Annotated in this window: 15 protein-coding genes and 1 pseudogene; 10 read left to right on the plus strand and 6 right to left on the minus strand. The window is 72.8% G+C overall.

The window, feature by feature from the left end:
• Window positions 1-415 precede the first annotated feature (415 nt).
• Entirely contained in the window at window positions 416-646 is a 231-nt protein-coding gene (locus D2L64_RS17345; RefSeq protein WP_119577824.1) for a hypothetical protein, read from the plus strand.
• A gap of 3 nt (window positions 647-649) precedes the next feature.
• Here the strand turns inward: D2L64_RS17345 and D2L64_RS17350 are convergent, their stop codons facing one another.
• Window positions 650-3,115 carry a helicase-associated domain-containing protein gene (locus D2L64_RS17350; protein WP_119577826.1) on the minus strand — a complete coding sequence of 822 codons (2,466 nt, stop codon included), beginning with the start codon at window positions 3,113-3,115 and terminating at the stop codon, window positions 650-652.
• A gap of 84 nt (window positions 3,116-3,199) precedes the next feature.
• Between D2L64_RS17350 and D2L64_RS17355 the strand changes: the two genes are divergently transcribed.
• Together D2L64_RS17355 and D2L64_RS17360 are read left to right on the plus strand one after the other, a co-directional pair.
• Window positions 3,200-3,823, plus strand: a complete 624-nt coding sequence (locus tag D2L64_RS17355) for an HAD family hydrolase (RefSeq protein ID WP_119577828.1) — start codon at window positions 3,200-3,202, stop codon at window positions 3,821-3,823.
• Between the two features lie 28 nt (window positions 3,824-3,851).
• On the plus strand, window positions 3,852-4,238 hold the full coding sequence (locus D2L64_RS17360) for a cold-shock protein (protein WP_119577830.1): 387 nt from the start codon (window positions 3,852-3,854) through the stop codon (window positions 4,236-4,238).
• Here D2L64_RS17360 and D2L64_RS17365 read toward each other — a convergent pair.
• Complete coding sequence (locus tag D2L64_RS17365; protein ID WP_119578009.1) at window positions 4,199-5,047, minus strand: 1,4-dihydroxy-6-naphthoate synthase; 849 nt, start codon at window positions 5,045-5,047, stop codon at window positions 4,199-4,201. The two genes, D2L64_RS17360 and D2L64_RS17365, sit on opposite strands and share 40 nt — an antisense overlap.
• Before the next feature lie 1,214 nt (window positions 5,048-6,261).
• Between D2L64_RS17365 and D2L64_RS17370 the strand changes: the two genes are divergently transcribed.
• Window positions 6,262-7,272 (plus strand): GNAT family N-acetyltransferase, encoded by a 1,011-nt coding sequence (locus tag D2L64_RS17370; RefSeq protein ID WP_119577832.1) that lies wholly within the window; start codon window positions 6,262-6,264, stop codon window positions 7,270-7,272.
• 60 nt (window positions 7,273-7,332) lie between these two features.
• Here the strand turns inward: D2L64_RS17370 and D2L64_RS17375 are convergent, their stop codons facing one another.
• Together D2L64_RS17375 and D2L64_RS17380 are read right to left on the minus strand one after the other, a co-directional pair.
• Window positions 7,333-7,983, minus strand: coding sequence for a futalosine hydrolase (locus tag D2L64_RS17375; protein WP_119577834.1), 651 nt, complete (start codon window positions 7,981-7,983; stop codon window positions 7,333-7,335).
• 269 nt (window positions 7,984-8,252) lie between these two features.
• Window positions 8,253-9,656, minus strand: a pseudogene (locus tag D2L64_RS17380) (MFS transporter); the annotation flags it as partial.
• A gap of 87 nt (window positions 9,657-9,743) precedes the next feature.
• On the opposite strand from D2L64_RS17380, the gene D2L64_RS17385 reads away from it, so the two are divergent.
• Window positions 9,744-10,580, plus strand: coding sequence for a DUF3027 domain-containing protein (locus tag D2L64_RS17385; RefSeq protein ID WP_119577836.1), 837 nt, complete (start codon window positions 9,744-9,746; stop codon window positions 10,578-10,580).
• 84 nt (window positions 10,581-10,664) lie between these two features.
• Here the strand turns inward: D2L64_RS17385 and D2L64_RS17390 are convergent, their stop codons facing one another.
• Window positions 10,665-10,907, minus strand: a complete 243-nt coding sequence (locus D2L64_RS17390) for a DUF2530 domain-containing protein (RefSeq protein ID WP_233559003.1) — start codon at window positions 10,905-10,907, stop codon at window positions 10,665-10,667.
• Between the two features lie 89 nt (window positions 10,908-10,996).
• Here D2L64_RS17390 and D2L64_RS17395 point away from each other — a divergent pair, with 89 nt between their 5' ends.
• From D2L64_RS17395 to thpR, 5 genes are all read left to right on the plus strand, one after another.
• The gene (locus tag D2L64_RS17395; protein ID WP_119577840.1) at window positions 10,997-12,475 is read left to right on the plus strand and encodes an NCS2 family permease; all 1,479 of its coding nucleotides are present in this window, start codon (window positions 10,997-10,999) and stop codon (window positions 12,473-12,475) included.
• 131 nt (window positions 12,476-12,606) lie between these two features.
• Window positions 12,607-13,056: a MarR family winged helix-turn-helix transcriptional regulator gene (locus D2L64_RS17400; protein WP_119577842.1), complete on the plus strand. Its 450-nt coding sequence runs from the start codon at window positions 12,607-12,609 to the stop codon at window positions 13,054-13,056.
• 77 nt (window positions 13,057-13,133) lie between these two features.
• On the plus strand, window positions 13,134-14,411 hold the full coding sequence (locus tag D2L64_RS17405; protein WP_119577844.1) for an MFS transporter: 1,278 nt from the start codon (window positions 13,134-13,136) through the stop codon (window positions 14,409-14,411).
• A 57-nt stretch (window positions 14,412-14,468) separates the two neighbouring features.
• On the plus strand, window positions 14,469-14,978 hold the full coding sequence (locus D2L64_RS17410; protein ID WP_119577846.1) for a hypothetical protein: 510 nt from the start codon (window positions 14,469-14,471) through the stop codon (window positions 14,976-14,978).
• Window positions 14,979-14,995: 17 nt separating this feature from the next.
• Window positions 14,996-15,565 (plus strand): RNA 2',3'-cyclic phosphodiesterase, encoded by a 570-nt coding sequence (thpR, locus tag D2L64_RS17415; RefSeq protein WP_119577848.1) that lies wholly within the window; start codon window positions 14,996-14,998, stop codon window positions 15,563-15,565.
• A 118-nt stretch (window positions 15,566-15,683) separates the two neighbouring features.
• On the opposite strand, the gene sepH is transcribed toward thpR, so the two are convergent.
• Window positions 15,684-16,766, minus strand: coding sequence for a septation protein SepH (gene sepH, locus D2L64_RS17420; protein ID WP_119577850.1), 1,083 nt, complete (start codon window positions 16,764-16,766; stop codon window positions 15,684-15,686).
• Between the last annotated feature and the right edge of the window lie 56 nt (window positions 16,767-16,822).

Genomic DNA, 16,822 nt, shown 5'->3' on the forward strand with positions numbered 1-16,822 from the left:
CCGCCGGGACAGGCGTCTGACCTGCCGCTGGGCGACCATCCAGTGTTGCACGCCCGGCCCGCCGCAACGAACCCGCTCACCCCGCGCAACCAACTCCCTACCTGAGAACGTCTAGTTAGTGGGGAGACGATTCATCCGGCCGGTCCGGGCGCCCGCCTCCCCGGTCGGCGCGGTGCGTGCGCGTTCGATCCACGGTCAGCCGGGCCAGGAAGCGGGGGCCCTTCCCGTCGCCGTGGACCGCCAACGGGGGCGAGCGGTGCGCCCGGGCCGACCCACCCGGTTTCCCCCTCGTGTTTCGCGGCCCCAGCCCTCCGGGTACCAGCCTGCGCCTGGATCGGTGGGCGATGATGCTGGTCGGTTGCCGTCCGGAGTGTCACCCTGGAACCAAGGGCCGGACCGTACGGGGGGAGGGCGCATGACCGTCGACCAGGAAGTGATCCCCGACCGTGACGAGGCCGAGCCGGTTTCCACCGCGACAGTGGTGGCCTACGCGGTCGTCGGGGCACTCCTCTTCGGCTGGTTCCTCTTCGGCTGGCTCGTGCTCCAACAGGGCTTCATCGACTCGGTCGGCGAAGCCGCCGGCACCGGTTTCGCCCTGCTGCTGATCGTGGCGATCATCGGATCGGTGCGGCGCAGCCGACGCTGAACGTCACTTCTCCAACACCGCCGCGGTGATCCGGTGCAGCGCGAAGGTGTGCAGCATCTCGGTGCGCTCGTCCTCGGCACGTAGGTATCCGGCGCCCAGCGAGACCGGCCGGACCAGCCGGGACGCGGTCGCCCCGTGCGCGTCGACGTAGCCGACCCAGACCAGCGCCTTGTCGCGTACCGCCTGTTGCAGCACGGCCAGGGCGTCGCTGTGACTGGGCACCGCCACCGGGCCGGCCGGTGCCGCACCGCGGACCGCCGCCGGTGCCCGCCGGGCCGCCCGCGCCGCCGCGTCGCCCCGGCGGATCTGCTCCACCACCCCGAGCAGGCGGGGCAGCGGCAGCCGCGGGGCGGTGAGCGGGTCGATCGTCCGGGTGGCCGCCGACACCCGGGCCGGCGCCCGCCGGACCTTCGCGCGGGTGAGTACCGCCGTGCCGGTGGCGTCCTCGGCCACCGGCACGTACCCGGCTTCCCGCAACACAGCCAGCAGCCGGCCCGTCTGGTACGGAGTGACCAGCACCGTCGGCGCGAGCCGCCGCAACGCCAGCTCCTCGACCCGCCGGTCGGCCAGCAACTCGGCCAACAGCGCCTCGTCGTCGCTGCGCAGGTACGCCCCGGCCGAGCCGACCCGCAGCCCGCCGTGCTTGCGAGCCACGTCGTCGATCACGTACGTCAGCCCCTGCGGCACCGGGGTACGGGACCGGCGGCGGAACAGCCCGTGCAGGTCGTCGGCGGAGTAGCCAGCATCCAACGCCCGCCGCACGCTGAGGGCGGTGACCCGGTACACGCTCGCCCCACCGGCCGACTCGGGCTCGGCGACCACGTCCAGTTCGGCGGCGAGCGCCGGCTCCGGGGGCCCCGGGACCACCACGGTCAGGTCGGCCTGTAGCAGGAAGTGATCCACCGGGGCGGGCAGCAGCGCGTCCAACGCCCGCACGGCCGTGCCGCCGGCACCGTCGGCGCGTACCCCCAGGGGGTCGTCGTTGTCCCGGTCCTCGGTGGTGGTCGCCTCCACCAGCAGCAGCCGCCCGTACGAGGTGAGCGCGCCCAACCCCGTCACGCCCAGCGTGGCCGCCTCGGCGAGCACCTCCCGGTGCGCCGTCTCCCGGCCCCGGCTGCGCCGCGGCGCCTGCCAGTCGAGCAGCGCCAGCACCTCCTCGGCGGTCGGTGCGGCCGCCGGTTCCAGCTCGGCCAGCACCGCCAGCACCGCCCGCCGGGCGGCCGGCGCGCCGGCCCGTTCCGCCTCGGCGGAGAGCACCGTGATCGGCCGGTCCCGGTCGTCGCGTTGACCGACCAGCCCGACCTGGCGGGTCATGGTCAGCCACGCCCGGGCCAACTGCTCCCAACGCTGCGCCAGCGAACCGGCCCGCCACAACTCGTACCCGCCGGTGGGCAGCACCTGCTGGTCCGCGCCGTACCGGCCGGTGCTGCCGGGCAACTCGACCTCACCGGTCAGACCGGCCGCGTACGCCACCTCCAGCAGCAGTGCCGCCGTCGGCTCGTCCAGCCCGGTGAACCGGGCCAACCGGCGCAGATCGCGCACGCCGAGCCCACCCGACCGCAACACCGGCGCCGGTTCGGCGGCCAACTGTTCCAGCAGCGCCTCGGTGTGGCGGACCACCTCCATGGTCTGCCCGGCCCCGGCGGAGTCGACGGCCTTCGGCTCGCGCGGGGTGCTGGTCACCGCCGGGGGACTCGCGCTCAGCGGGCCCAGCGGCCCGGTGTCGCGGCGCAGCAGCAACCCGATCTCCCGAGGCAGCTCGACCATCCCGCTGCTGCCGCCCTTGCCGCCGGCCACCCGCACCAGCAGCCGGTGGTCGACCAGCCAGCGGACCGGGGAACCGGTCGGCGCCCCGCCGTTGGTCTCGTCCGGCGGCAACTCGTCGTCGGCGCCGGTGGCCGGGGCCCGCAACGCGCCGGGCGGCACACTGCCCACCGGTGGCCCGGCGGCCAGCCGGTCCAGGATCGCCCGCGCCGACGGGGGCGCGGCCAGCAGGGTCCGCCGCAGCTTCGCCGGGTCCGCGCAGAGCGCCGCCGTGCGCGGGTCCAGCTCCGCCGCCGGTCGGCCCAGCCCGGCCGGGTACGGGGAGATCTCGTCGACGCCGCCGACCAGCTGCAACCGGTGGTCGGGGCCGTACAGCAGGAACCGGGCGCGCAGCCGGTCGACGGCGGCGCGGACCGAGGTCGGCGCGGGCGGGTGCGGGCCGGCGGTGGCCAGCGCGAGCACCCCGTCGACCGAGGTGGTGCCGTCGGCCGGGTCCCGCGTCAACCGGGCGGCGTCCATGATCTGGAGGGTGAACTGGTCCAGCCCGTCGAGGGCACGGGACACCGACACCCGGGACTGCGCCCGGATGGCGAGGGCGGCGACGTCGGTGGGTACCGGTACGACGAGGTCGGGCCGCAGCTGGAGCAGCGCGGCCAGGGACTCGTCGGGCAGGGACCGCAGCTGGTCGGCGAGTGAGGTGCTCATCGTCGTTCCACGCTAGCCCGGCCTGCCCCGCCTTCGCCCATCGGACGACCGGGCTGGTCCGAGCCGACCGGGTAGCGTGCCGGGATGCCCCCACTGACGGTCGGTTTCGACCTCGACATGACACTGGTCGACTCGCGCCCCGGCATCGCCGCGGCCTACCGCGCGCTGACCGAGCGGACGGGCGTACCCGTCGACGCCGAGGCGGCGGTGTCCCGGCTCGGCCCGCCGCTGCGTACCGAGATCGCCCGCTGGTTCCCGCCCGAGCAGGTCGAGGAGGCGGTCACCGTCTACCGCGAGCTCTACCCGGCGTACGCGATCACCCCGTCGATCCCGCTGCCCGGCGCCCGGGCGGCCCTGGACGCGGTACGCGAGCGGGGCGGCCGGGTGGTCGTGGTCACGTCGAAGCTCGGCCGGCTGGCCAAGCTGCACCTGGACCACCTCGGCCTGACCGTGGACGAGTTGGCCGGCGACCTGTTCGCCGAGGAGAAGGCGACGGCGCTGCGGGCGCACGGCGCCACGTACTATGTCGGCGATCACGTGGCGGACATGGTGGCCGCCCAGGCCGCCGCAGTGCCCGGGATCGCGGTGGCCACCGGGCCATGTTCGGTCGACGACCTGCGGGCGGCAGGGGCGGCGGTGGTGCTTGCCGACCTCACCGGATTCCCGGCGGCGCTCGACGGCATGATCCGGCTAGCCTTGACGCAGTAGACGTCTCAAGTGAAGCAGGGGTTCTCAGGTGCCTACGGGTCGAGTGAAGTGGTACGACGCGGCCAAGGGATACGGGTTCGTCACCAGTGACGAGGGTGGCGACGTGTTCCTGCCGAAGGCCGCGCTACCGGCGGGTGTCACCGACCTGAAGGGCGGCCAGCGCATCGACTTCAGTGTGGTCGACAGCCGGCGCGGTACGCAGGCGATGGGCGTGAAGCTGCTCGACGCCCCGCCGTCCGTGGCGGAGCTGCGTCGCCGGCCGGCCGAGGAACTGCACGGTCTGGTCGAAGACATGATCAAGGTGCTGGAGGCGAAGGTGCAGCCCGATCTGCGCCGGGGCCGCTTCCCGGACCGCAAGACCGCGCAGAAGGTCGCTCAGCTGGTCCACGCGGTCGCCCGCGAGCTGGAGGTCTGAGGCACGAGCCCGGCGTCGGCGGCCCGGCCGAGCAGCGCCTCCACGGCGGCGAAGCCGGCCTCTCCCAGGTCGGCGGTGAACTCGTTGACGTAGAGGCCGATGTGCCGGTCCACCACGTCGGGCTCCATCTCCTGGGCGTGCGCCAGCACGTACGCCCGACTGGCCGCCGGGTCGGCCCAGGCCCGCCGGACCGACTCCCGGATCCACCCGGCGGCCTGCTGCGGGTCGACCACGCCGCGCCGGGCCAGGATGGCACCGAGCGGGATCGGTAGCCCGGTGTCACCCTCCCACCACTCGCCCAGGTCGACCAGGGCGGTCAGCCCGTGCCGCGGATAGGTGAACCGGGCTTCGTGGATCACCAGCCCGGCGTCGTACCGTCCGGCGGCGACGCCCGGCATGATCTCCTGGAACGGCACCACCTCGATGCGCTCCGGTGTCCGCCCGGCGGCCCAGAGCCGGAACAGCAGGTATGCCGTGGTGCGGTCGCCGGGCACCGCCACGGTCGCCCCGCTCAGGTCGATACGGTCCGGCCCGCCGTCCCGATCCGACCGGGTCAGCACCAGCGGCCCGCAGCCGCGTCCCAGCGCCCCGCCGCAGGGCAGCAGGTGGTAGTCCGCCGACAGCCACGGCAGCGCCGCGTAACTCACCTTCACCAGGTCGAACGCCCCGCGCTCGGCGGCCGTGTTGGTGACGTCGACATCGGCGTACGTCACCTCGACCGGCGGTGCCCCGGGCACCTGCCCGTGCACGAGGGCGTGGAAGACGAACGTGTCGTTGGGGCAGGGCGAGATCGCCAGCGAGAGCGCCACGCTGCCACCGTAACCCCAGCCGGCCGGACCGACGTCGGCCGAGCCCGCCGACGTCGGCCAGACCACAGCGCGCCATTACCCGAGCGTCCCCGCCGACCTCACCGAGGATTCGCCCGCCCGGCCCCAGTTCCACCCCTGTCGTACGCGCGTCGCCCATCGGCCGTCCGCCCGCAGTCGTCGGGGCGTGAGGGCGGCCGCGGCCGGGCGCCCGGGGCCAGGTAAGGCTGGAGCCGAGACCTGGTTGGTCACGAACAGAGCCTGTCGAGCTGATAGCGGGAACGGATCGCCACGCCGCCTCGCCTCTTCCGGCATGCCAGCCGGTTCGGCACGTTGCCCCGTTCGGCGTGCCGTCTGTTGGGCGTGCCGTCTGTTGGGTGTGCCGTCTGTTCGACACGTTGCGCCGTTGGGCACGTTGCGCCGTTGGGCACGTTGCGCCGTTGGGCACGTTGCGCCGTTGGGCACGTTGCGCCGTTGGGCACGTTGCGCCGTTGGGCACGTTGCGCCGTTGGGCACGTTGCGCCGTTGGGCACGTTGGCCACTCGGTCCGCTGGTTCCGGGAGGCGTCCCACCCGGGCGGCGGCCGAGAAGACACCCACTCGATCCAGGATCGAGTGGCTTCCACGAGCAATCGTGACCACTCGAACCTGGATCGAGCGTGATCTTTGCCGGGTGGGACGTGGCTGTGCTCGCGTCCCTGGTGCAGCTCACTGCCTACGAACTGGGCCACGCCCCATGCTTCCCTCACGGACGTTGAGCCCACGGGTGTGCCGTCGTAGTAGGGCCGTGACGGACGTTGAGTCCGCGGGTGTGCCGTCGTAGTAGGGCCGTGACGGACGTTGAGCCCACGGCGGTGCCGTCGCAGCAAGCCCTATGAAGCGGCTCGTTGCGCGCTTGTGCGGCGAGGGTGGCCCGTGGCGGCGCCGAGGGCGATAGCGTGGACGGTTCAGCTCGACAGGGCGCAACCAGGACCATGAGGGCGGGTCCTTCTCGCGCTTCGTCAGCGGCCGGGGAGTCAGCGGCCAGAAACCCAGGTCACACAGCGACCGAGGTCTTAGAAACCCAGGTCACACAACGGGCTGTGGGCCACCGGTGTCGGGTGGTGGGGGGCAGGGCCGATGCCCGTGTTCACCGACTTACCCAGGTTGTCCACAGGTTTGTCCACAGGTCGACGGGCCGGGTTGAGTGAAGTCGGAGCGTCGGGAAGCATCGATGGAATGAGCGATGGTCCTGGTGGCGATTTCGACGTAGCCGCTGATCTGGGGTCCGTGCTGCGGGCGTTGCGCCGCCAGGCTGATCTGAGTCAGCGCGAGCTGGCCCAACTGGCCGGGGTGCCTCAGTCCACGGTGGGGCGGATCGAATCGGAGCAGGGCCTCGATCCACGATTCCGGACCGTGCAGCGGCTCGTGGCGGCGGCCGGGGGGACGCTGTGGCTCACCGCCGCCAGCTGTGCAGCAGGGCCAGGTCACGCGGGCTGTGCAGCAGGGCCAGGTCACGCGGGCTGTGCACCAGGGCCAGGTCAGGCAGAGGGCAACGACTGTGTCCGGGCTGCCGTTGGGGATATGCGGGACGACACCCGACGAGACGATGCCGGCCGTCGCTATCCGGCTCATCTTGACGTGCGTGAGGTGCGGACGCTCAAGGACTGGCCAGGTGCCTGGTGGGCGCACTGGTATTCGCTGCCGCCCGAGCAGTGGCCGTTGCGGGTCCCCGACGTCACCTACGACCTCGATCGCGGCCGGCGTGACGAACGGCGCGTGCGGGTGAGGCTGCGCGATGCGGTGCGGATCCGGCGGGTCGTTGATGGTGTGCCACCGGGGTGCTGGCGCCTGGTGGCCGAGTTGCCCGACGGTGATCTGGTTGGTGAGCTGCGTGCGCACGAGCGCAGCCTCGACCTGCTCTACGGCGAGTCGTTGGGCGACCGGCGGGAGGTGGTGTTGGACGGCGTCGTGGTGGCGCCGCCGCTCCGGCTGCTGGGCATCGGGCGGAAACTTGTGACGCGCCTCGCCGCCGAAACCCGCCGGGCGGGTCTCGGTGCCATCCGCGCGGTGGCCGAGTTCGGTGGCGCCGGGTTCCTGCGGGCCTGTGGCTACCGGACCGAGGATCACCGGCCGGTGGCGTTGTGCCTGGAGCACCGGCCTCCGTCGGCAAGCCCGGCGAGCCCGCTGGCAAGCCCGGCCTCCGTCGGCAAGCCCGGCGAGCCCGCTGCGCCCGGAGACACCAGGTGACCCCTGACGGTTGCCCGTCGCGGTGCTTGCCGGCACCCGGTCACGTCCGGTGGGTGGTGGTCAGCGGAGGGCGTCGGCGGCGGCGGTGAGGGCGGCGAGGGCGTCCCGTAGGCGCCAGGCGTCGCGGTCGCGGGGGCCGATCGGGTTCGAGATGGTACGCAGCTCGGCGAAGGGGACGCCGGCCTGCCTGGCGGCGACAGCCACGCCGTACCCCTCCATGGCCTCGGCCACTGCGTCCGGGTGACGGCTGCGGAGCGCCTCGGTGCCGGCGGCGGTGCCGGTCACGGTGTTGACCGTCAGCACCGGGCCGATCGTGGCGGCGGGCAGCGCCGCGCGGAGGGCGGCCAGCAGGTCCGGGTCGGCGGGTACGGCCAGACCTCCGCCGAGCAGCTCGGGCGGCATGCCCAACTCGTCGATGGGGATGAATCCGTCGGGCGATTCCGCGCCCAGATCGGCGGCGACGGCCCGGGTGCCGAGCACCACGCTGCCCACGGCGACCCGGTCGGCGAAACCGCCCGCGACGCCCGCACTGATCACCGCCCGGTACGGCCGACCGGCGGCCTCGGCGAGCGCCAACAGCCGGGCCGTTGCCGCCCCGGCGACCGCTGGCCCCACCCCGACCGGGACCACCGCGACGGTCGGCTCGGCGAGACCGGCCTGGACCGCCTCCGCCTCGGCGGGTACCGCCGTGACCACCAGCAGACCGGTCACGGGACCGAGCCGGGTGAGCTGCGTCGCGTCTCGTCGTCACTGCCGCCGGTGACCGCCGACGACGGGCGGTAGATGTGGAAGCCCGGCGGTGCCAGGTTCGGCTCCTGGGCTGCCGGACCGCCCTGGGCGGGGGCGGGGGAGGTGGGCGCGGCGCCAGCCGCCTCAGCGGCGGCCCGATCCCGGTCCCGGTCGGCCTGCTCCTCGGCGGCGGCCCGGTCCCGGTCGGCCTGTGCCTCGGCGGCCCGGGCGTCGGCGTCCTGCTCCGCCGTGGACAGCTCGTCGTCCGTCAGCGGCCGCCCGTGCAGCCGCTCGGCCCGCAGCCGGCGGGCCATCACCAGCCCTCGGGCGGCGGCCAGCGCACCCACACCGGCAGCCACCGCGATGCCGATGCGGCCGTTGAAGGGTACGAGCCCCAGCCCGCCACCGGCCACGAAGGCGAGCATCAGCACCGTCTCGGAGTGGGCGAAGGAGCTGGCCCGCAGCCGTTCCGGAATGCGCTCCTGGATCGAGGCGTCCACGGCGAGTTTCGCGATTCCGCTCATCATGGCCGTGACCACGCAGAGCAGGGCGACCATCGGCAGGGAGAACTGCAACGCGGCCAGTACGGCCACTCCGGCCACGATCACCATGCCGCTGGACTGGAGCGCGGCCGGCCGGTGGATGCGCAGCCGGGTGCCGATCGCGGTGGCCAGGAAGGTGCCGACGGCCAGCGCTCCACCCACCAGACCCAGTGCTCCCTCGTCGCCCAGGTCGCGGCCGAAGACCACCGTGGTCAGGTCACCGGCCTTGATGGTGAAGGCCAGGAAGAGCAGCAGGAAGCCGTACACCGCGCGCAGCGTCGCCGCACCGACCAGGGTCGAGATCACCAGCCGGCCGGCGGGGCGGCCCCGGCCCAGCGGCCGGTCCCCGGTGGCCCGGCGTAGCGCACGCAGCGGTCGCGGCACCCGTTCGGGCGGCTCGGAGTCGGCCTTGGGCGGCAACCGGAGGGCGACCACCATGCCGACCAGGAAGATGACGGAGGCGACCCGCAGCGGCCACTGCGGCCCGAACCAGAACGCGGCCAGGCCGATCGGCGCGACCAGGGCGCCGGCGACCGTGCCGTACACGCTGGCCCGCGCGCCGACCTGGGACAGCCCGAGCCCTTCGGGCAGCAGCCGGGGTACGGCCGCGGAGCGGGCCACCCCGTACGCCCGGGACAGCGCCAGTACGCCGAAGGCGGCCGGATAGAGCCCGAAGCCGTGGATGTAGTCGGAGATCAGCCAGGCCAGGAACGCCCGACCCAGCATGGTCGTGGCCAGGGCGTACCGGCGGCCGTGCCGGAAGTGGTCGAGCAACGGCCCGACCACCGGGGCGAGCATGGCGAACGGCACCATGGTGACCAGCAGGTAGAGCGCCACCTTGCTGCGGGCCTCGCCGAGCGGCACGTTGAAGAAGATCGTCCCGGCCAGTCCGATGGCGATCAGCGTGTCCCCGGCACAGGAGACGGCGTGCAGGTCGAACAGGCGGACCATGCCGGTTTCTCCGCCGGCCCCCCGGGCCCGGGCCCGGGCGGCACTGCGGGTGACCCAGCGACCACCGCTGACCGAGCCGCGCAACAGCAGTCGCGTGGCGCGGATGCCGGTGCCGACGGTTCGCCCCGCGAGGGATCGCTCGGAGCGGGAGAACAGCGGCATGGCACCCATCCTGAACCATCGACTCGCCGGATGCCGTGCCACCTTCCCAGAACACCTCTGGGGAGTGCCTCACAGTCGACCCCAGGGATGGGGAACAATGGTCTGGTGACCAGGCCCGCCTCCGCCCGCGCCGCTCGTCTAGACCAGGTCTGTGCCGCTGCCGTCGAGGTGGCGCGCGCCGGCATCACCGAGGTTGACGCCGCCGAAGTCGGCGACCACCTCCAGGCCGTCGCCGAGGGCGATCGGCTCGTCACCCACTACTTCGAGTGCCGGCTGGCCGGCTACCGCGGCTGGCGGTGGGCGGTCACCGTCACCCGGGTGCCGCGTAGCCGTACCGTGACGATCTGCGAGACGGTGCTGCTGCCCGGGCCGGACGCCCTGCTCGCGCCCGGCTGGCTGCCCTGGCAGGAGCGGCTCAAGCCGGGGGACCTCGGCCCGGGTGACCTGCTCCCGACGCCTGCGGACGACGAGCGGCTACAGCCCGGCTACCTGCTCTCCGACGATCCGGCCGTGGCGGAGACCGCCTGGGAGCTCGGCCTCGGCCGGGCCCGGGTGATGTCCCGGGAGGGCCGCGCCGAGACGGCCCAGCGCTGGTACGACGGCGACCACGGCCCGTCGGCGCCGATCGCCACCTCCGCGCCGGCCGCCGCCCGCTGCGGCACCTGCGGCTTCTACCTGCCGCTGGCCGGGCAGCTCCGGCAGTGCTTCGGTGTCTGCGGCAACTTCTACGCCCCCGACGACGGCCGGGTGGTCAGCACCGACCACGGTTGCGGTGCCCACTCGGAGACGCTGGTCGAGGCGGAGACGGCAGTGGAGGAGATGCCGACGATCTACGACGACAGCGCGGTGGAGCCGATGTCGGTGTCCCGGGCACCCGGGTCGATCGAGCCGGGTGAGCCCGCGGAGCCGTACGGCCACTCCTGATCCCGGCCCGGCGGGCTCGAGATCGGGTCCGCTGGTCGGCGCGGGGAGGCCCCTGAGGTGCTCAGCCTGGCGGGCGTGTGGTGCTCAGCCGGCGGCCCGGCGGCGCCGCCGGTGGGCGTCGTGGCGCATCATCACGGCCAGGCCGGGGAAGCCCCACAGGAATCCGGCCAGGCAGATCCAGAGCCAGTTCTCGTGCCCGGCGGCGATCAGCCGATCGCGGACGAGCAGCAGTACCAGGCCGGCGAGTGCCCACGCCGCCAGGCCGGCCAGCGCGATCGGCACCATCGGCGGGTCGAGCGGCTCGGGTCGGGGCTGCTGCTTCGGCACCCGGCCAGGGTACGCGACGAGGCTTCCCGGTTCGGCGGTCATCTGCGACGATGCGCGCGACGACCTGATCATTCGCTGTGAGGTTCCTGATGGCAGTAGCGCCGCCCGAGAACGGCACATCCCCCGATCCCAGCCGTCCGATCAACCGGTTCGACCGGTACTTCGAGGTCACCGCCCGCGGCTCGACGATGAGCCGCGAGGTACGGGGTGGCCTGGCCACCTTCTTCACGATGGCGTACATCGTGGTGCTCAACCCGCTCATTCTCGGCAGTGCCGTCGACGGTGATGGCAACACCCTGTCGATTCCCGCGATCGCCGCGGCGACCGCGCTCGTCGCCGGCCTGATGACCATCCTGATGGGCGTGGTCGGCCGGTTCCCGCTGGCCGTCGCCGCCGGCCTCGGCGTCAACGCCCTGGTGGCGTACGAGATCGCTCCGGAGATGACCTGGGCCGACGCGATGGGCCTGGTGGTGATCGAGGGCGTGATCATCGCGGTGCTGGTGCTGACCGGCCTGCGGACCGCCGTGTTCCGCTCGGTGCCGACCCAGATGAAGGCGGCGATCGGCGTCGGCATCGGCTTGTTCCTGACCGTCATCGGCCTGGTCGACGCCGGTTTCGTCCGGCGGGTGCCGGACGAGGCGAACACCACCGTGCCGGTCGGCCTGGGCATCGGGGGCAAGCTGGTCAGTTGGCCGACGCTGGTCTTCGTGGTGGGTCTGCTGTTGACCCTGGTGCTGGTGGTACGCCGGGTTCGGGGCGCGATCCTGATCGGCATCCTCGGCTCGACCGTGCTGGCCATGGTGGTGGAGGCGCTCGGCAATGTCGGCCCGTCCTTCGTCAACGGCGTGCCGAACCCGAAGGGCTGGTCGCTGAACGTGCCGACCCTGCCCAGCAACCCGTTCGACCTGCCGGACCTGTCGTTGCTCGGCAAGTTCAACGTGCTCGGCTCCTGGGAGCGGGCCGGCTGGCTGGTCGTGCTGATGTTCATCTTCACGCTGCTGATCACCGACTTCTTCGACACCATGGGCACGATGGTCGCGGTCGGGCAGGAGGGTGGCATGCTCGACGAGCAGGGCACCCCGCCGCGGGCGAAGGAGATCCTGCTGGTCGACTCGATCGGTGCGGCGGCCGGTGGTGCGGCCAGCGTCTCCAGCAACACGGCGTACATCGAGAGTGCCGCCGGGGTCGCGGAGGGTGCCCGGACCGGGTTGGCCAACCTGGTGACCGGCGCGTTGTTCCTGCTGGCCATGTTCCTGACCCCGCTGGTCGAGGTGGTGCCGTTCGAGGCGGCGTCCGTCGCGCTGGTGGTGGTCGGTTTCCTGATGATGACCGCGGTGCGGACCATCGACTGGTCCGACTACGAGATCGCCATCCCGGCGTTCCTCACCATCGTGCTCATGCCGTTCACCTACTCGATCTCCAACGGCATCGGCGCCGGCCTGATCGTGTACGTGGTGGTGAAGCTGGCCAAGGGCAAGTCCCGTGAGATCCATCCGCTGCTGTACGCGGTGGCGGCGTTGTTCGTGGTGTACTTCCTGCGCGGTCCGATCGAGGCGCTGCTGTTCTGACGGCTGCCCGGGCCGGGTGTGTATGGTCTCCGTGACGAGCCGCTCACGCCCGGCCCGAGCAGGGCAAACGTCGGCGTGAGCGTGGTCATATTCGCTGCGGCTCGGTCAGCTTATTAGTTAGGCTAACTATCGTGACGGAGCGGACGGTGACGGCTCACAGCATGCCACCGGCGCAGCTGGCCCATCAGCTGCGTGATGCGATCACTCGGCTCAACCGGCGGGTCCGCCAGGCCCGACCGGTCGGTGACCTGACGGTCACCCAGTTGTCCGCGCTCACCAGCATCCGGCTGGCCGGCGCGCTCACGCCCCGAGAACTCGCCGACGTCGAACGGGTGCAGCCACCGACGATGACCAAGATCGTCGCGAAGCTGGAGGAACGCGGCCTCGTGCGGCGCAGCCCCCACCCGACCGACGGCCGACAGGTGATCCTGGCGGTGACCGAGGGAGGCCGGGCCGTGCTCGACCAGTTCGAGCGGGTCCGGGACGAGTGGTTGGCCCACCGGCTGGCCGAGTTGAACGACGCCGACCGGGAGACCCTGCACCACGCCGCGGAGATCCTCCAGCGACTCTCCCGCGCCTGACGCCGCACACCCGGTGTGCGCCGCGCCGCGCCGTCCGTCGTTGACGACGCGTACGACCGCGAGGAGGCGCACCGAGAGTGCAGGCACGGCTGAGCACGATGTTCCAGTCCCTACAGGTCCGCAACTACCGGCTATTCGCGTTCGGGCAACTGGTCAAACTGATCGGTGTCTGGATGATGTTCATCGCCCAGGACTGGCTGGTCCTCGAGCTTTCCGGCGACTCGGCCACCGCGCTCGGCGTGGTCGTCGCCCTGCAGTTCACCCCGGTACTGCTGCTCACGTTGCTCTCCGGCCGGCTCGCCGACCGGTACGACAAGCGGATGCTCCTCTTCGTCGCCAACGCCTTCTGGGCCGTGTTGTCGCTGGCGATGAGCGTGCTCGTCCTCACCGACCTGGTCCAGCTCTGGCACGTCTTCGTCTTCGCCGCCCTGCTCGGCGTGGCCAACGCGGTGGAGACCCCGGTCCGGCAGGCCTTCGTCTCCGAACTGGTCGGCACCCGGCTGTTGCCCAACGCGCTCTCGCTCAACGCGGCCGTCTTCAACTCGGCCCGGATCGTCGGCCCGGCCGTCGCCGGCCTCGCCATCGCGCTCTTCGACGTCGGACCGGTCTTCCTGGTCACCGCGCTCAGCTCGATCGCGCCCCTGATCACGGTGATCCAGATGCGTCCGGCCGAGCTGTACCGGGCACCGCTGCCGTCGCGCGACGAGCGGGCCGCCGCCACCGTGTTGGACGGGCTGCGGTACGTCGGTCGTCGCCCCGACCTGCTGCTGCCCATGGTGGTGATGTCGGTGATCGGGATGTCGCTGTTCAACTTCCAGCTCACCCTGGCGGCGCTGGCCAAGACCGTGTTCAACACCGGTGCGGCCTCGTTCGGTCTGTTCAGCACCACCCTCGCGGTCGGTGCGCTGGCCGGCGCGCTGGCGGGCACCGGTCGGCGCAGTCGCCCGTCGGTCTGGCTGGTGCTCGGTGCCGCGATCGTCTGCGCCGTCTTCGGCACACTGGTCGGGCTGGCCCCCACGTACTGGATGGTGGTGGCGCTGCTCCCGCCGACCGGCTTCTTCATGGTCTACTTCGCCCAGGCCGCCAACCAGCGGGTCCAACTCGGCACCGACGCCGCCTTCCGGGGCCGGGTGATGGCGCTGTGGGTACTGGTGTTCCTGGGTACGAACCCGGTCGGCGCACCGGTGATCGGCTGGATCGCGGAGACCTTCGGTGCCGGTGTCAGCATCTGGGCCGGTGGGCTGCTCTCCCTGGTCACCGCCCTGCTCGCGTTGGCCTGGCAACTGCGTCACGACAGCGTCCGGCTGCGGTTCCGGATCCTGCCGATGCCGCGGTTCTACGTCACCGAGGTCTGACCACCGGATGCTGGAAAATCGCCAACATGACGCTGCGCAACGGATTAACTTCGTTGGGTGGAGATCTTACGCCTGCTGCTGCTGGCCCTGGCGCTGGCCGCCGTGGTCTCCCTCCCGGTGCTGATCGCGCTCGTGGTCTGCGCCGACGAGGTCCTCGACCGCTTCACCTGCGGATACGCCGAGTGGCGGGCGCGGCGGCGGGAGCGTCGCCTGATCGCCCGGTTGAACCGGTCGGTGGTCGCCGACGGGCTGGCCAAGCCCGGTGACCTCGAGGCGCTCGACCGGCCCGACCGGCGCCCGCTGGAGCAACTCGCCGCGGACCTGCGCTGCCTGCGCCGAGAACGGGTCGGCGGGACCGGCCCGGCCGTGGTGTGGCACAGCAGCGTGCTCGACGCGTACGACGAGCGGCTCCGGCTGGCCTGCCGGGCGCTGGGCATCACCGAACACCTGACCGAGCTGACCGGCATCGACCGGCAGCTGGAACGGGTGCGGATCGAGGGCGAACTGGACGCCGCCGGCCTGCGCCTGCCGGCCACCCGGCCCGGTCAACGCGAACGCCGTCACTAGCTGCCATCCTGGGTCGGGTGCGACTCTTCACCGCGGTCTACCCGCCGGCCGAGGCGATCGAGCATCTGTACGCCCGGGTGGCCGGGCTGCGCCTCGGCGCGGCCTCCGCCACCGGCACGAACGTACGGCTGGTGGATCCGACCCGGGCCCACCTCACGCTCGCCTTTCTCGGCGAGGTCGAACCCGTACGGTTGGCTGCCGTGCAACGGGCCCTCGAAAGCGTCGCCGACACCGTCCGGGCCGACCCCGTGTCGTCCGTGCTGCGACTGGGCGGTGGCGGCCGGTTCGGTTGGGGCCGTGGCACCGTGCTCTGGGTCGACGTACGCGGTGACGTCGCCTGCCTGGCCGCGCTGGCCGGCGCGGTCCGGGCCGGGCTGGACGCGATCGGCGTGCCGACTGACGAGAAGCCGTTCCGGCCGCACCTGACCATCGCCCGGCCCGGCGACCGGATGTCGCACGCCGACATCGAGTCGGACCTCACCGCCCTGGACGACTACCTCGGCCCGCCCTGGCCGGCCAACGAACTGGTGCTGGTGCAGAGCAGACCGACTCCCGGCTACCGCCGCCTCGCCACCTGGGCCCTCTGACCCTCCCCGCACCCCGCGATCTTGCAGTTACGGTCGCCGGAACGTCGCATACTGCGGCCTTTGTCGCGACGGAAAGTACAAGATCGCGGAGGCTTGGGGTGGCGGAGGGGGGTGGGGGTTAGGAGGACTCGCGGGCGGCGGGGCCGGTGCCGAAGAGCACGTCGTCCCAGCTGGGCAGGCGCTTGCGCGGCTTGCCGGTGGCCTCGGTCGACTCGGTGGCGCTGGTGGCCGGCGTGTTGTTGCGCCGGGGCCGCAGCACCGCCAGCGACGGCACGGCCGGAACCTCCTTCGGCGCATCCGCGTCGTCGTCGAAGGCCGAGCCCTGACCGCCACCGAGCAACGCCGCCGCGCCGCCGGCGACCGCCCGTTGGCGGGGCGACTCCGCCCCGCCGGCCAGCGCGGCCGGAGAACGGGACTCGAGCCCGCGGCCCGACGTCGAGCCGAGCGGCCGGTCGAGCGAGGCGAGCAGGGCGTCCCGGCCGGCCCGGATCGGATCCCGACCCGACCGGCTCGGGTCGACCGGTGCCGGCAGCCCGTGACCGCCCCGGCTGGGCTCGCCGCGCGACGGACCGGGCAGCGCGTGGCCACCTCGCTCCGGCGCCGGCTCCTGACCGAGGATCGGCGTCGGCCGTTCGGCGCAGAGGTACTGCGCCATGTCGTCGTGCGGGGCGACGGACTGGCGGGTCTTGTCCAGATCCCAGACCGCCTGCGCGGTGGCCTTGCCGGAGGGCCAGGTCGCGACGATCCGCCAGGTGCCGTCGTCGCGTCGCCAGGCATCCCAGGAGATCTTCTCGGTGTCGATCCCGTGCTGGGCGAGCCGACCGTTGACCACCTCGGCCAGTGGGGTCGGCTTCTCTGCACCCTTGAGTCGGGTACGCCGGGCGTGCTGGGCGAGCATCGCCCGCTCCTGAAGCACCGGGCCGGCGTAGCGCAGCACCCGGTCGACCGGTACCCCGGCGATGCGGGCCACGTCCTCGGCGGACTCGCCGGAACGGATCCGGGCCTGGATGTCCCGCGGGGACAGGGACGGCACCGGGTCGGCGGCGGGCGGGGCCACCGCGAGCGTCGGTGCACCCGGCTCGGCGTGCAGCACTCCGGCGACGCGCTCGTCGATGGGTAGGGCGAGCAGGCGCCCGACCTCGTCGGCGAGCACCAGGGCCTGGCCGTCCTCGGAGAGGGCGACGAAGCGTACTGGGCGCATCGCGTTGCCTCCGTCCCGCTTCGCTGGCCGTACGCCACGAGCCGGCCACCCGGGCG

This window comes from Micromonospora radicis, assembly GCF_003583405.1.
Taxonomy (GTDB): Bacteria; Actinomycetota; Actinomycetes; order Mycobacteriales; family Micromonosporaceae; genus Micromonospora; species Micromonospora radicis.